The organism is Thauera sp. (genome assembly GCF_047601425.1).
In the GTDB taxonomy this organism is placed as follows: domain Bacteria; phylum Pseudomonadota; class Gammaproteobacteria; order Burkholderiales; family Rhodocyclaceae; genus Thauera.
This window is the reverse complement of record NZ_JASGJL010000002.1, coordinates 163,657-178,352: the sequence shown is the minus strand read 5'-3', so window position 1 is coordinate 178,352 and position 14,696 is coordinate 163,657. Positions and strand designations below refer to the sequence as shown.

Below are 14,696 nucleotides of genomic sequence, written 5' to 3'. Positions count from 1 at the left end.
GCAGCCGTGCGGGGGCGGTGTCATTCAATCCTTCAAAGCGCTACCAGTCGATAATGGAAACCCTCATTCAGCAACTGATCAACGGCCTGGTGATCGGCAGCGTCTACGCGCTGATCGCCCTGGGCTACACGATGGTCTATGGCATCCTCGGCCTCATCAACTTCGCCCACGGCGACGTGCTGATGGTCGGCGCAATGACCGCACTGCAGACCATGATGTTCCTGATGGGCGTCGCACCCGGCATGTCGCCGATCTACATGCTGACAATCGCGCTGATGGTGGCGATACCGGTCTGTATGACCCTGGGTTTCCTGATGGAGCGGCTCGCCTACCGGCGCCTGCGCAACGCGCCGCGGCTGGCGCCGCTGATCACCGCGATCGGCATGTCCTTCCTGCTGCAGACGCTGGCGATGATCTTCTGGGGCCGCAACTACCACACCTTCCCGCAGCTGATCTCGACCGCACCGCTGCAGCCGATCGAAGGGGTGTTCATCACCCCGGTGCAGATCATCATCGTCGTCGCTTCGGCCGCGATCATGATCGGGCTGTCGCTGCTGGTGACCCGCACCCGCATCGGCCGCGCGATGCGCGCCACCGCCGAGAACCACCGCGTCGCCAGCCTGATGGGCGTCAACACCAACGCCATCATTGCCTTCACCTTCGTCGTCGGCGCCGCGCTGGCCGCCGTGGCCGGGGTGATGTACGCCAGCAACTACGGCATCGCCCACTACGGCATGGGCTTCATGCCCGGCCTCAAGGCCTTCACCGCCGCGGTGCTGGGCGGCATCGGCAACCTGGGCGGCGCGATGCTCGGCGGCATCATGCTGGGCCTGGTCGAATCCTTCGGCGCGGGCTACATCGAACACCTCACCTTCGGTTTCCTGAACTCGTCCTACCAGGACATCTTCGCCTTCATCATCCTGGGCCTGGTGCTGATCTTCAAGCCCACCGGCCTGCTCGGCGAACGCGTGTCGGACCGTGCATAAGGGAAGCCCACGACCATGAACGAACTCGTTTCCGCCGTACCCTGGCTGGGCAAGCGCAACCCGATGGCGGCGCGCTGGCTCATCATCATCCTCGCCCTGGCAGCGCCGATCATCGCCTGGCAGTTCGGCCGCAGCTGGGTGCGCATCCTCGACTTCGCCCTGCTGTACATGATGCTGGCGCTGGGCCTGAACCTGGTGGTGGGCTTCGCCGGCCTGCTCGACCTGGGCTACATCGCCTTCTACGCGGTGGGCGCCTACACCTTCGCCTTCCTCGCCTCGCCGCACTTCGACATACACATGCCGTTCTGGCTGGTACTGCCGCTGGGGGCGGCCTTCGCCGCGCTGGCGGGGATCATGCTGGGCTTCCCGGTACTCCGATTACGAGGAGACTATTTAGCGATCGTGACCCTGGGCTTCGGCGAGATCATCCGCATCTTCATGCTCAACCTGAACTACCCGGTCAACATCACCAACGGGCCGCAGGGCATCAACATGCTCGACCCGATCAACCTGTTCGGCTGGGATCTGTCGCGCAACCTGCAGGTCACCGAGACCTTCTCGATCAATTCGCTGTTCCTGTACTACTACTTCTTCCTGATCTGCGTAGCCGGCTCGATCATCTTCATCCAGCGCCTGCAGATCTCGCGCGTCGGCCGCGCCTGGGCGGCGATGCGCGACGACGAGCTGGCAGCCAAGGCGATCGGCATCAACACCCGCAACATGAAGCTGCTGGCCTTCTCGCTCGGCGCTACCTTCGGCGGCGTCGCGGGCGCGCTGTTCGGTGCCTTCCAGGGCTTCGTCAGCCCCGAGAGCTTCAGCCTGATGGAGTCCATCGCGGTGCTGACGATGGTGGTGTTCGGCGGCATGGGCAACATCGCCGGTGCCGTGGTCGGCGCCTTCGTGCTGGCGATGCTGCCCGAGATCCTGCGCGACGTCGCCATTCCGCTGCAGCAGACGCTGTTCGGCACCGTGATCCTCGATCCCGAAGTGCTGCGCATGCTGCTGCTGTCGCTGGCGATGATCCTGATGATGCTGCTGCGTCCGTCGGGCATGATCCCGGCCCGCGCACGCTACGCCCACGCCGAGAACATGAAGCAGGAGGGGGCGCTGTGATCACCCTGCTCGAAGCCCGCAACATCGGCAAGCGCTTCGGTGGCCTGCAGGCGCTGACCGACGTCTCGCTGACGATCAACAAGGGCGAGGTCTATGGCCTGATCGGCCCCAACGGCGCCGGCAAGACCACCTTCTTCAACGTGCTGACCGGCGCCTACACGCCGGACGGCGGCGAGTTCGTCTTCAACGGCAGCGAGCTGCCCAGCGGCAAGCCGCACAAGATCGTCGGCCGCGGCATCGCCCGCACCTTCCAGAACATCCGCCTGTTCCGCGACCTGACCGCGCTCGAGAACGTCATGGCCGGCCATCACATCCGCACCAAGGCGGGCGTGTGGGGCATCCTGACGCAGAACCGCTTCACCCGCGAGGAAGAGCGCCTGACCACGCATCGCGCCTACGAGCTGCTCGACTACGTCGGCATCGGCCGCTTCGCCAACGTGGTGTCGAAGAACCTGTCCTACGGCGACCAGCGCCGGCTCGAGATCGCCCGCGCGCTGGCGACCGAGCCGCAATTGCTGGCGCTGGACGAGCCCGCCGCCGGCATGAACGCCACCGAGACGGCCCAGCTCAAGCTGCTGATCGAGCAGATCCGCCACGACGGCGTCACCGTGATGCTGATCGAGCACGACGTGAAGCTGGTGATGGGCCTGTGCGACCGTGTCGCGGTGCTGGACTTCGGCAAGAAGATCGCCGAGGACGTGCCCGCCGTGGTGCAGAAGAACGAAGCGGTCATCGCCGCCTACCTGGGCGGAGGCAAGCATGCACACTAATCCCAGTTCTCCGCTGCTGCAGTTGCAGAACCTGCAGATCGCCTACGGCGGTATCCAGGCAGTCAAAGGCATCGACCTCGATCTGTGGGCCGGCGAGCTCGTCTGCCTGATCGGCGCCAACGGCGCCGGCAAGACCACCACGCTCAACGCCATCGCCGGCGTGCTGCCGATCGCCGGCGGCGGCATCCTGTACCAGGGCGACAAGATCAACGCGGTGCCGGCGCACAAGCGCCTGCGCCGCGGTATCGCACTGGTGCCGGAAGGCCGCGGCATCTTCACCCGCCTGACGGTGGAAGAGAACCTGCGCATGGGTGCCTACACGCGCAGCGACAAGGCCGGCATCGAGGCCGACCTGGAGCGCGTCTACACCATGCTGCCGCGGGTCAAGGAGCGCCTGCACCAGGTCGCCGGCACGCTGTCGGGCGGCGAGCAGCAGATGGTCGCGATCGGCCGCGCACTGCTGTCCCGCCCCAAGCTGCTGCTGCTCGACGAACCATCGATGGGCCTGGCGCCGCTGGTGGTGGAGAAGATCTTCGAGGTCGTGCAGTCGGTGGCGCGCGACGGCGTCACCATCCTGCTGGTCGAGCAGAACGCCAATCTGGCGCTCGAATTCGCCCAGCGCGGCTACGTGATGGAATCGGGCAAGATCACGCTGACCGGCTCCGGCAGCGAACTGCTCGCCAACCCGAAGGTGCGCGAAGCCTATCTGGGCGAGACCGCCTGACACCAGCCGGGGCTGCTGCCCGCATCCAGCGGGCTCCCCGGCGCGCTTCATTCGTTGTTCAGAATATAATCCTGCGCTTCAGGAGGACGACGCATGAAGCAAATCACCCCCAAGGAAGCGCATGCCTTCCTGCAGACAAATCCGGAAGCGCTGCTGATCGACGTCCGCAGCGAAATCGAATACCTGTTCGTCGGGCATCCGGTCGGCGCGATCCATGTGTCATGGAACGATGGCCCGGACTGGGAGGTGAACCCGCACTTCGTCGGCGAAGTGCGCAAGCTGGCCGGCAATGGCGGCCAGCGTCCCATCCTGCTGATCTGCCGCTCGGGCAACCGCTCGGAGGTGGCAGCCCAGGCCTTGCTCGACGCAGGCTTTGCCGATGTCTACAACGTGCAGTACGGCTTCGAGGGCGAGCTGGACGAAAACCACCACCGCAATTCGGTGAGCGGCTGGCGCTTCGACGGCCTGCCGTGGGAGCAGTGCTGAGGGGCACGCCAACCCGCGCTCAACGCCCATCCAGGCTGCGGCGATACTGGATCGCCTCGGCCACCTGCGCCGCGCCGGGCTGCATAGCTCCCGCCATATCGGCCAGCGTGCGCGCCACGCGCAGGATGCGGTGATAGGCTCGCGCGGAAAGATCCAGCCGGTTCATCGCCTGCTTCAGCAAGGCGGCACCACCCTGGTCCGGCATGCAGAAACGCTCCACGCCGCGGCTGTCCAGGCGGGCATTGACCACCCCCTGGCGCTCGAGCTGCACCGCCCTCGCCTGCTCGACCCGCGCCCGCACTTCCGTCGACGATGGCCCGAGTGCTGCTGAAGCAAGTTCCTCGTGCTCCAGCACCGGCACCTCCACCACCAGGTCGATGCGGTCGAGCAGCGGCCCCGACAGACGCCCCCGGTAGCGCGCAATCTGCTCCGGCGTGCACCGGCAGGCTTTGCGCGGATGGCCCAGAAAACCGCAGGGGCAGGGGTTCATCGCTGCCACCAACTGGAAGCGCGCAGGAAACTCCGCCCGCCGCCGCGCCCGCGACACGCTGATGCTGCCGGTCTCCAGCGGCTCGCGCAGGGATTCGAGCACGCGGCGGTCGAACTCGGGCAGTTCGTCGAGATAGAGCACGCCGTTGTGGGCGAGGGAAATCTCACCCGGACGCGGTGTTGCTCCCCCGCCGACCAGCGCCGCCGCCGAAGCCGAGTGATGCGGTGCCCTCATTGGCCGCTGCGCCCAGCGTGTCGCGTCGAAGCGGCCTTCCAGCGAGCTGACCGCCGCCGTCTCCAGCGCCTCGGCTTCGGACATCGGCGGCAGCAGGCCGGGCAGGCGCTGCGCCAGCATCGACTTGCCGGTGCCCGGAGGCCCGAACAGCAGCAGCGAATGCCCGCCGGCCGCAGCCACTTCCAGCGCGCGGCGCGCCTGCAGCTGGCCGCGCACGTCGGCCAGATCCGGCCCGCTGGCCGGCTGCAGTTGCGGGCTGCAGCATGGCTGAGGCTCCAGCGCAGTGTGATTGTTGAGATGAGCCGCCACGGCGCACAGGCTGCCCGCCGGCAGCACCGTCGTCTCGCGCGCCAGCGCCGCTTCCGCCGCATTGGCCGATGCCACCACCAGCGCACGCCCGCCGCGCCCGGCCGCCAGCGCCACCGCCAGCACGCCGCGCACCGCACGCAGTTCGCCGTTCAACGACAGCTCGCCGCAGAACTCCAGGCCGCCGAGCAACTTGCCGGACACCTGGCCCGAGGCGACGAGGATGCCGACCGCAATCGCCAGGTCGAAGCGGCCGCCTTCCTTGGGCAGATCGGCCGGGGCCAGGTTGACCGTGATTCTTCGTTGCGGGAATTCAAACTGCGAGGTCTGCAGCGCTGCGCGCACGCGGTCGCGCGCCTCGCGCACTTCGGTATCGGGCAGGCCGACGAGATTGAAGGCCGGCAGGCCGTTGGCCAGATGCACCTCAACCGTGACCTCGGGCGCATCGAGGCCGTCGAGTGCGCGGCTGCGCACGAGCGCGAGAGACATGCGGTTCTCCGGACTGGGCGAAGCGCCAGTCTAGCGGGAACGCATGAAATGACAAAAGCTTAATCGGTCATCATTCGCGGAATGATGGCCGGGCACCGCATTCAGGCCGGCTTGTCGCCCTCGCCAGCGCGCGCGCCTTCCAGTTCGGCAACACGGGCCTCGAGTTCGGCGAGCTTCTGCCGCGCATGCGCCAGCACCTCGCGCTGGACTTCGAATTCCTCCCGCGTGACCAGATCGAGCTTGCCGAAGGCGCTGCCGAGCATGGCCTTGACGTTCTTTTCGATGTCGCGGGCAGGGCTGTTGGCTGCCAGTTCGGAGAGCTTGGCGCCGATTTCGTCGAGGAAGCGCGGAGTAGACATGAGCGTGTATCGATGAGCGGAAATGGGTGGCGAAAGTCTAGCACGCCCGCCCAATGCTCCGCCGACGCACCGCGCTGGTTCACATGCACGACTTTGGTGCATCACGCACCAAGTTGCGCCCGATTCCTTTGCGCGACGCAACAAAAACACCCTGAAACACTGCTCTCGTGACGCTGAAACCCGCATGAAACCTGGTGTTTCAGAGACTGGCACGCGGCCTGCTAAAGACTCCTCGTCGGAAATCCAACTTCCTCTGCCAGGAGAACACCATGCACAAGACGCTCGCCGCCACAGCCTTGATTGCCGCGCTTCCATTCGCCGGCATCGCCCATGCCGGAGACAGCACCGAGGAGAGCCCCTTCTCGGCCAACGTAGGCATCGTCTCGGACTACGCCTATCGCGGCATCAGCCAGACCGACGAACGTCCGGCGCTGCAGGGCGGCTTCGACTACACGCATTCGAGCGGCTTCTACGCAGGCGTATGGGCCACCAACGTGTCCTGGATCAACGATGCGGAAGTCAGCAAGTCGTCCGGCAACAGCCTGGAAATCGACGTCTATGCCGGCTACGCGGGCGAAGCCGGCCCCATCGGCTACGACGTCGGCCTGCTGCAGTACTACTACCCCGGCAGCTACGGCTCGGTGTGGAAAGCGGAAACCGGCATGACCAAGCCGAACACGCTGGAAGGCTACGTCGGCCTGTCGTGGGAATTCCTGTCCTTCAAGTATTCCTACGCCTTCACCGATCTGTTCGGCCTGCGCGATTCCGACGGCAGCCAGTACTACGACCTCGGCGCCGAATTCGAGCTGGGCGCCGGCTTCAAGCTCGACCTGCACTACGGTTACAACGACCTCAAGGGCGGCGACGACTACGAGGACTGGAAACTCGGTGTCACCAAGGAATTCGGCGGCTTCGACTTCGGCCTGCACTACGTCGATTCCGACATCAAGCACTCCGACCTCGCCGACGAGCGCTTCATCCTGTCGGTCAGCAAGTCCTTCTGACCGGCCAGCCCGCAGAACTGGAGAAAACCCATGAAATTCATCGCAGCCATCATCAAGCCCTTCAAGCTCGACGAAGTGCGCGAAGCCCTGTCCGCGATCGGCGTGCAAGGCATCACCGTCACCGAGGTCAAGGGCTTCGGCCGCCAGAAGGGCCACACCGAACTCTATCGCGGCGCCGAATACGTCGTCGATTTCCTGCCCAAGGTGAAGATCGAAGCCGCCGTGGCCGACGACATCCTCGACCAGGCCATCGAGGCCATCGAGAAGTCCGCCGCCACCGGCAAGATCGGCGACGGCAAGATCTTCGTCTTCGATCTGGAACAGGCCATCCGCATCCGTACCGGCGAGACCGGCCCGGAAGCGCTGTAAGGGAGCACATCAAAATGAAAAAGCTGTTCGCACTCCTGCCGGCCCTGTTCGCCGCCGGCAGCGCCTTCGCCCAGGAAGCCGCCGAAGCGGCCCCGGCACTCAATGCCGGTGACACCGCCTGGATGCTGACCTCGACGATGCTCGTCATCCTGATGGTCATCCCCGGCCTCGCGCTGTTCTACGGCGGCCTCGGCCGCGCCAAGAACATGCTGTCAGTGCTGATGCAGGTGTTCGTGATCTTCTCGGTCATCACCATCCTGTGGGCGGTCTATGGCTACAGCCTCGCCTTCGGCGGCGAAGGCACCTTCTACGGCGACTTCAGCAAACTGTTCCTGAGCGGCATCACGCCGGACACCATGTCCTCGGCGCTGAACACCATCCCGGAATATGTCTTCATCTCCTTCCAATCCACCTTCGCCGCCATCACCTGCGCGCTGATCGTCGGTGCCTTTGCCGAACGCATCAAGTTCTCGGCGGTGATGATCTTCATGGTGCTGTGGTTCACCTTCAGCTACATCCCGGTGGCACACATGGTGTGGGGCGGCGGCCTGCTGGCCCAGGACGGCGCGCTCGACTTCGCCGGCGGCACCGTGGTGCACATCAACGCCGCCGTGGCCGGCCTGGTGGGCGCCTACATGGTGGGCAAGCGCATCGGCTTCGGCCGCGAATCGATGGCGCCGCACAGCCTGACCCTGACCATGGTCGGCGCCTCGCTGCTGTGGGTGGGCTGGTTCGGCTTCAACGCCGGCTCGGCCGGTGCCGCCAACGGCATCGCCGGTCTCGCCTTCATCAACACCATCCTTGCCACCGGCGCCGCCACCGTGTCATGGATCGCCGCCGAGGCCGTGCTGAAGGGCAAGCCCTCGATGCTGGGCGCCGCCTCGGGCGCAGTCGCCGGCCTGGTCGCCGTGACCCCGGCTGCCGGCTTCATCGGCCCGATGGGCTCGATCGTGCTCGGCCTCATCGCCGGCGTGGCCTGCCTGTGGGGCGTGGGCGGCCTGAAGCGTCTGCTGCGTGTGGATGATGCCTTCGACGTCTTCGGCGTCCATGGCATCGGCGGCATCGTCGGCGCCATCCTCACCGGCGTGCTGGCGGCTCCCGGCCTGGGCGGCACCGGCGACGCGGATTTCTCGATCGCCTCGCAACTGTGGATCCAGACCTATGGCGTGATCATCACCATCGTCTGGAGCGGTGTCGTCTCGGTGATTGCCTACAAGCTCATCGACGTGATGATCGGCCTGCGCGTGTCGGAAGAGGAAGAACGCGAAGGCCTGGACATCAGCGCACACGGCGAGTCCGCCTACCGCATGTAACACCACCGATGTCACCTGCGAAGCCGGCCCCTCCCCCGGCTTCGAATTTCCGCCGGCGCCCTGCAAAGGGCGCCGTTTTTTTGGCCCCTCCCGCAGGCAGTCACCCGGGCGCAGGGTAGATATGGTTGCCTCTCGTCAACATGGCAAAGGCAAATCCTGCCAATTTTTGCCAAGAACACCACGCTGGCAGAATGAGCACGATGAACATTTCTCTCCCCGACACCCTTAAATCACTTGTCGATGAGCAGGTCAGCCAGCGCGGCTGCGGCGCCAGCAGTGAATACGTTCGTGGGCTGATCCGCAGGGATCAGGATCGCCAGCAACTGCGCAAGCTGCTGTTGACCGGCGCCGCCCCGGCTCCAGCAGCACCAGCCGATGCCAGCTATTTCGACGGCTTGCGCGGCCGCGTGGGAAAGGCTGCGAAACCCGCCACCCAAGCATGAAGCGCAAGTCTGCCGTCCCACGCGAACGGGCCAACCCGGATGTGGACGACGCAGTTGCGTACTACCTTAGCGAAGCCGCCGAAACCGTAGCGCTCGGCTTCGTCGATGCGCTGGAGCATGCCTATACGCACATCAGCCGCCACCCGGCCGCCGGCTCTCCGCGCTACGCCCATGACTCGACCTGCCCGGCCTGCGCGCCTGGCCGCTGAGCCTCTATCCACACGTCGTGCTCTACATCGAGCACCCCGATTACATCGACGTCTGGCGCGTGCTGCATGAGAAGCAGCACATTCCGGCGTGGATGCAGGAGTCCAACAGCATGTGACGGCCAGTGTGCCGCGACTACATCGGTACTTCCGCTGACGGCGGCATCAACGCCCAAGGCCCAAAAAAATACCCGCTTTCGCGGGTGTAATTTTTGACTTCCTGCCTGGCTCGCCGATCTCGTTCTTCGCGGCGCTTGTTCTTGTGAACCGCGTGTCCGCATTCGTTGAACAGGATCGGAATCAGTGCGTTGCGGGGTTTCAGGCGCTTCTGCTTCTTCATTTCTCCATGCTCCAGGGAAGGTGGCCGGCTCATGCCTTGGTCACCAGGACTCCATGCGAGTTCGCGGCGCGATGTTCAGCGGAACACGATCGTCTTGTTCCCATGCACCAGCACCCGGTCTTCCAGGTGGTAGCGCAGACCGCGCGCCAGCACGGTCTTTTCGATGTCCTTGCCGTAGCGGACCATGTCCTCGACCGCATCGGAGTGGTCGATGCGGATCACGTCCTGCTCGATGATCGGGCCCTGATCGAGGTCGGCAGTGACGTAGTGGCAGGTGGCGCCGATCAGCTTGACGCCCTTTTCATAGGCCTGGTGGTAGGGCTTGGCGCCGACGAAGCTGGGCAGGAAGCTGTGGTGGATGTTGATGATGCGGCCTGGGTAGGCGGTGCACAGGTCCGGCGACAGGATCTGCATGTAGCGCGCCAGCACCATGGTGTCGCCGTGCACTTCCTCGAAGATGCGCTGCACTTCGGCGTAGGCGGCGGCCTTGTTGTCGGGCGTGACCGGCACGTGGTGGAAGGGGATGCCGTGCCATTCGACCACGCCGCGGAAGGTATCGTGGTTGGAGATCACGCAGGGAATCTCGATGTCCAGCTCCTTCGACTGCCAGCGCGCCAGCAGGTCGTACAGGCAGTGCTCCTGCTTCGACACCAGGATCACGACCCGCTTCTTGACCGCGCTGTCGGTGATCTTCCAGTCCATCTGCAGTTCTTCGGCGATCGGGCGGAAGCGCTCGCGGAACTCGCTGAGCATGAAGGGCAGCGAATCGGCGCGGATCTCGACGCGCATGAAGTAGCGCCCGCGGTTGGCGGCGTCCAGCGCAGGCTCGGCGTGCAGCGCGGTTTCGAGAATCCAGCCTTTGTGTTCGGCGATGAAGCTGGACACTTTGGCGACGATGCCGGTGCGGTCGGGGCAGGAAGCAGACAGGGTATAGAAGCGTTCGCGGTGCATGGTCGGGTACTGCAGAAACGGAATTGGAAGGCGCCGGTTCGGAAATCGGCGGCGCGGCGGGCACGGCCAGGCGACCCGCCGGACGATGGGTACGGCGTTCAGCCCGCGCGGGCGAAAGCCTTGTCGATCTCGGCGCGCAGGCTGGCGTAGTCGCGCACCACCGGATACTGCGGAAACTCGCGCACGACGTTCTCAGGCGGGTGGAACAGGATGCCGCCATGGGCTTCGCCCAGCATCGCAGTGTCGTTGTAGGAGTCGCCGGCAGCGACGACCTTGAAGTTGAGCTCCTTGAAGCGCTTGACCGCCTCGCGCTTCTGATCGGGCATGCGCAGGTGGTAATTCACCAGGATGCCTTCGTCGTTGGCCTCAAGGCTGTGGCAGAACAGCGTCGGCAGGCCGAGCTGCTTCATCAGCGGCTTGGCGAACTCGTAGAAGGTGTCGGACAGGATCACGACCTGGTAGGTGTCGCGCAGCTCGTCGAGGAACCGGCGGGCGCCTTCCATCGGCCCCATGCTGGCGATGACTTGCTGAATGTCGGGCAGGCCGAGCTTCTTTTCCGCCAGGATGCCAAGGCGGTACTTCATCAGCGTGTCATAATCGGGCTCGTCGCGCGTGGTGCGGCGCAGTTCGGGAATCCCGGTACGCTCGGCGAATTCGATCCAGATTTCGGGAACCAGCACACCTTCGAGGTCGAGACAGACGATACGCACCGGACACTCCTGCGGACAAGATTTTGGCAAAACGGTGATTCTAGCATCCGTGCCACACGCCGCTTCTGCCCGCTCGTCGGACACAACGTGCGCAACTTCTCGCCTCCGAACCGGTCCCTCCGGGCCATACCGACAATCCCTCCAGCAAACCGCTTTCCTTTTCGCTCCACATGATCAAACTCATCCCCATCGACACGCTGCGACCAGGCATGTACGTCCATGACCTGAACTGCGAGTGGATGGAGCACAACTTCGTGCGCAACCGCTTCACCATCGACAGCGAAGAAACCGTCGCCGAGATACGCACACTGGGCGTGCCCGAGGTCTGGATCGACACCGAGCGCGGGCTCGACGTCGCCGATGCGCCGGAACAGACCGAGTCCGAGCTTGCCGAGGCGGGGCACTCCCTTGCCGGCGACGCAGCCAGGCCAGCACCCCGACGCCCGCCCCGCCACACGCTGGAGCAGGCACGCCGCCTGCACGGCGAGGCCAACCGCATCGTCCGCGACATGATGGGCGACATCCGGCTGGGCAAGCAGATCGAGCTGGAACAGATCGAACCGCTGGTCGCCCGCATCGTCGATTCGATCTTCAGCCGCCAGGACGCCCTGCTGCCGCTGGCACGGCTCAAGGACCACGACGAATACACCTTCCAGCACTCCGTGTCGGTCTGTGCGCTGATGGCCTCGTTCGCACGCACGCTCGAGCAACCGCGCGAGGTCATCCGCGAAATCGCCATCGGCGCCCTGCTGCACGACGTCGGCAAGGCCCAGGTACCCGACGAAATCCTCAACAAGCCGGCCAAGCTCACCGACGCCGAATTCGCCAAGATGAAGAACCACGTCGTGCAGAGCAAGATCATCCTGCAGGGCACGCCCGGCATCAGCAACATCGCGCTCGACGTCGCCGCGCAGCACCACGAGCGCTTCGACGGCACGGGCTACCCGAACAAGCTCAAGGGTGAGGAGATCAGCCTGTACGGCCAGATGGGTTCGATCGTTAACGTCTATGACGCGCTCACGTCGAACCGCGTCTACCGCAAGGGCATGCCGCCCACCGAGGCCCTGCGCAAGCTGCTGGAATGGAGCAAGTTCCATTTCAAGCCGGAGCTGGTGCATGCCTTCATCCGCAGCCTCGGCATCTATCCCAGCGGCTCGCTGGTGCGGCTAGAAAGCCAGCGCCTGGCAGTCGTGCAGTCGCAGAACGAAGACCAGATGATGAAGCCGGTGGTGAAAGCCATGTTCCACACCCGTGGCCATTACCTGCCGCCTGAAACCATCGACCTGCGCCGTTCGCAGGACCACATCGTCGCCCATGAGGATTTCGCCGCCTGGAAGATCGATCCGGCGCAATGGCTACCGGAGTAAGCCGCATCGGCGGAGTCGGCCAGCCACTCAGTCGGCCGGTATCGCTTCCAATGCCTCGTGCAGCTCCAGCCAGCGCAGTTCGGCTTCCTCGATGCGCTCAGCCAGCTCTGCCTGGCGCCTGTTGAATGCCGGCACCTCGCCGGCCTGCGGTCCGGTGTATAGCGCCGGATCGGCCAGGAGTTCGTCGAGCTCGGCCTTTTCCTTGTTCCACGCGGCCAGGCGCTTGTCGATCTGCTCGATCTCCTTCAGCAGCGGCCGGCGCGCGGCCAGCCGCGCCTGGCGGTCGGCGGAGGCCTGGGCACGGTCAGCCTTGCGCGCGGCCTTGTCGGCGGCCTGGCCGGGGTCCGCAGCCGCCGCGGCCAACTCCGCACGCCGGCTGGCGAGCCAGTCGCGGTAGTCGTCGAGGTCGCCGTCGAAAGGCTGGATGCGGCCGCCATCGACCAGCAGGAAGCGGTCGCAGGTGGCACGCAGCAGCGCGCGGTCGTGCGACACCAGCACCATCGCGCCTTCGTAGTCCTGCAGCGCCATCGTCAGCGCATGGCGCATTTCGAGGTCGAGGTGGTTGGTCGGCTCGTCCAGCAGCAGCAGGTTGGGCCGCCGCCAGATCAGCAGGGCAAGCGCCAGGCGCGACTTCTCGCCGCCCGAGAACGGACCGCAGGGCGTGGTCGCCGGCGTGGAAGTACCGCCGACGCCGTCGCCGCGGAAGTCGAAGCCGCCGAGGTAGTCGCGCAGCTCCTGCTCGCGCGTCTGCGGGTCGAGCCGCATCATGTGCTGCAGCGCGGATTCGTCCGGGCGCAGGGTTTCGAGCTGGTGCTGGGCGAAGTAGCCGGTCGCCAGGCCCTTGCCTTCCAGCCTGCGTCCGGCGGCCAGCGGCAGTTCGCCGGCCAGCAGCTTGATCAGCGTCGATTTGCCGGCGCCGTTGCGCCCGAGCAGGCCGACGCGCTCGCCGGGACGCAGGGTCAGCAATATCCGCTCCAGCACCATGCGCTCGCCGTAGCCGACCGCGCCGTCCTCGATCTGCAGCAAGGGATCGGGCGCCGGCGGCGCATCGCGGAAGGCGAAGCTGAAGGGCGTATCGACGTGGGCGGCGGCGATGCGCTCCATCCGCTCCAGCGCCTTGATCCGGCTCTGCGCCTGGCGCGCCTTGGTGGCCTTGGCGCGGAAGCGGCGGATGTAGTCCTCCATGTGCGCGATCTCGCGCTGCTGCTTGTCGAACATCGCCTGCTGCTGCAGCAGGCGCTCGCCGCGCTGGCGCTCGAAGTCGGAATAGCCGCCGGAGTACAGCGCCAGGCGCTGCTGCTCGATGTGGGCGATGTGGGTGGTGCAGGCGTCGAGGAACTCGCGGTCGTGCGAGATCAGCAGCAAGGTGCCGCGGTAGTCGCGCAGCCAGGCTTCGAGCCAGATCACCGCGTCGAGGTCGAGGTGGTTGGTCGGCTCGTCCAGCAACAGCAGGTCGGAGCGGCACATCAGCGCCTGCGCCAGGTTCAGCCGCATCCGCCAGCCGCCGGAAAAATCCGCCACCGGGCGCTCGATGTCCGACTGCAGGAAACCCAGGCCGTCGAGCAGCGCCGCCGCGCGCGAACGCGCCGCGTAGCCGCCGATCTCATGCAGCCGGGCGTGCAGCTCGCCGATGCGGCCGCCGTCGTGGCTGGCTTCGGCGGCGGCCAGCTCGGCCTCGATGCTGCGCAGCTCGGCATCGCCGTCGAGCACGTAGTCGATCGCCGGCCTTGCCAGGCCGGGGGTTTCCTGCGCGACATGGGCGATCACCCAGCCCGGCGGCATCTCCAGGTCGCCCTGGTCGGGATGGAGCTGGTCGCGCAGCATGGCGAACAGGCTGGACTTGCCGCTGCCGTTGGCACCGGTCAGGCCGACTTTCCAGCCGGGATGGATCTGCAGCGTGGCCCCCTCGACGAGGACCTTGGCGCCGCGTGCGAGGCGCAGATTGCGAAGACTGATCACGAAACTGAGACGCGGCCGGACGGTCGCGGACGGAAATAAAGAAAGGCGCTATTCTACGCGCCAAGCGAATCGTCCCC

Annotated in this window: 17 protein-coding genes; 11 read left to right on the top strand and 6 right to left on the bottom strand. The window is 65.7% G+C overall.

Going from position 1 to position 14,696, the window contains the following annotated elements:
• The first annotated feature begins 53 nt into the window (after positions 1-53).
• From QM748_RS17325 to QM748_RS17305, 5 genes are all read left to right on the top strand, one after another.
• A complete protein-coding gene (locus tag QM748_RS17325) occupies positions 54-986 on the top strand; it encodes a branched-chain amino acid ABC transporter permease (RefSeq protein ID WP_415248245.1) in 933 nt (310 codons plus the stop codon).
• Between the two features lie 15 nt (positions 987-1,001).
• Complete coding sequence (locus tag QM748_RS17320) at positions 1,002-2,099, top strand: ABC transporter permease subunit (RefSeq protein WP_415248244.1); 1,098 nt, start codon at positions 1,002-1,004, stop codon at positions 2,097-2,099.
• A complete protein-coding gene (locus QM748_RS17315) occupies positions 2,096-2,869 on the top strand; it encodes an ABC transporter ATP-binding protein (RefSeq protein WP_415248243.1) in 774 nt (257 codons plus the stop codon). Before QM748_RS17320 ends, QM748_RS17315 begins: the two co-directional genes overlap by 4 nt.
• Complete coding sequence (locus QM748_RS17310) at positions 2,859-3,593, top strand: ABC transporter ATP-binding protein (protein ID WP_415248242.1); 735 nt, start codon at positions 2,859-2,861, stop codon at positions 3,591-3,593. The genes QM748_RS17315 and QM748_RS17310 overlap by 11 nt, the downstream gene beginning before the upstream one ends.
• 93 nt (positions 3,594-3,686) lie before the next feature.
• On the top strand, positions 3,687-4,079 hold the full coding sequence (locus QM748_RS17305; protein ID WP_415248241.1) for a rhodanese-like domain-containing protein: 393 nt from the start codon (positions 3,687-3,689) through the stop codon (positions 4,077-4,079).
• Positions 4,080-4,098: 19 nt separating this feature from the next.
• Here QM748_RS17305 and QM748_RS17300 read toward each other — a convergent pair whose 3' ends face one another.
• Positions 4,099-5,598, bottom strand: coding sequence for a YifB family Mg chelatase-like AAA ATPase (locus QM748_RS17300; protein ID WP_415248240.1), 1,500 nt, complete (start codon positions 5,596-5,598; stop codon positions 4,099-4,101).
• Positions 5,599-5,699: 101 nt separating this feature from the next.
• Positions 5,700-5,957 (bottom strand): accessory factor UbiK family protein, encoded by a 258-nt coding sequence (locus tag QM748_RS17295; protein ID WP_415248239.1) that lies wholly within the window; start codon positions 5,955-5,957, stop codon positions 5,700-5,702.
• 269 nt (positions 5,958-6,226) lie between these two features.
• On the opposite strand from QM748_RS17295, the gene QM748_RS17290 reads away from it, so the two are divergent.
• The 5 genes from QM748_RS17290 to QM748_RS17270 all read left to right on the top strand — a co-directional run bounded on the left by QM748_RS17290 (position 6,227) and on the right by QM748_RS17270 (position 9,295).
• Positions 6,227-6,961, top strand: coding sequence for a TorF family putative porin (locus tag QM748_RS17290; protein ID WP_415248238.1), 735 nt, complete (start codon positions 6,227-6,229; stop codon positions 6,959-6,961).
• Between the two features lie 30 nt (positions 6,962-6,991).
• Entirely contained in the window at positions 6,992-7,330 is a 339-nt protein-coding gene (gene glnK, locus QM748_RS17285; protein WP_415248237.1) for a P-II family nitrogen regulator, read from the top strand.
• Positions 7,331-7,344: 14 nt separating this feature from the next.
• Positions 7,345-8,643: an ammonium transporter gene (locus tag QM748_RS17280; protein ID WP_415248236.1), complete on the top strand. Its 1,299-nt coding sequence runs from the start codon at positions 7,345-7,347 to the stop codon at positions 8,641-8,643.
• 191 nt (positions 8,644-8,834) lie between these two features.
• Positions 8,835-9,086, top strand: coding sequence for a ribbon-helix-helix domain-containing protein (locus QM748_RS17275; protein WP_415248235.1), 252 nt, complete (start codon positions 8,835-8,837; stop codon positions 9,084-9,086).
• Positions 9,083-9,295: a hypothetical protein gene (locus QM748_RS17270; protein ID WP_415248234.1), complete on the top strand. Its 213-nt coding sequence runs from the start codon at positions 9,083-9,085 to the stop codon at positions 9,293-9,295. The genes QM748_RS17275 and QM748_RS17270 overlap by 4 nt, the downstream gene beginning before the upstream one ends.
• Before the next feature lie 133 nt (positions 9,296-9,428).
• Here the strand turns inward: QM748_RS17270 and QM748_RS17265 are convergent, their stop codons facing one another.
• From QM748_RS17265 to thrH, 3 genes are all read right to left on the bottom strand, one after another.
• Positions 9,429-9,632: a hypothetical protein gene (locus tag QM748_RS17265; protein WP_415248233.1), complete on the bottom strand. Its 204-nt coding sequence runs from the start codon at positions 9,630-9,632 to the stop codon at positions 9,429-9,431.
• A 75-nt stretch (positions 9,633-9,707) separates the two neighbouring features.
• Positions 9,708-10,583: a formyltetrahydrofolate deformylase gene (gene purU, locus QM748_RS17260; protein WP_415248232.1), complete on the bottom strand. Its 876-nt coding sequence runs from the start codon at positions 10,581-10,583 to the stop codon at positions 9,708-9,710.
• A gap of 98 nt (positions 10,584-10,681) precedes the next feature.
• Positions 10,682-11,293, bottom strand: a complete 612-nt coding sequence (gene thrH / locus QM748_RS17255; protein WP_415248231.1) for a bifunctional phosphoserine phosphatase/homoserine phosphotransferase ThrH — start codon at positions 11,291-11,293, stop codon at positions 10,682-10,684.
• Positions 11,294-11,463: 170 nt separating this feature from the next.
• Between thrH and QM748_RS17250 the strand changes: the two genes are divergently transcribed.
• The gene (locus tag QM748_RS17250; RefSeq protein ID WP_415248230.1) at positions 11,464-12,660 is read left to right on the top strand and encodes an HD-GYP domain-containing protein; all 1,197 of its coding nucleotides are present in this window, start codon (positions 11,464-11,466) and stop codon (positions 12,658-12,660) included.
• 27 nt (positions 12,661-12,687) lie between these two features.
• Here QM748_RS17250 and QM748_RS17245 read toward each other — a convergent pair whose 3' ends face one another.
• Positions 12,688-14,619, bottom strand: a complete 1,932-nt coding sequence (locus QM748_RS17245) for an ATP-binding cassette domain-containing protein (protein WP_415248229.1) — start codon at positions 14,617-14,619, stop codon at positions 12,688-12,690.
• Positions 14,620-14,696 lie beyond the last annotated feature (77 nt).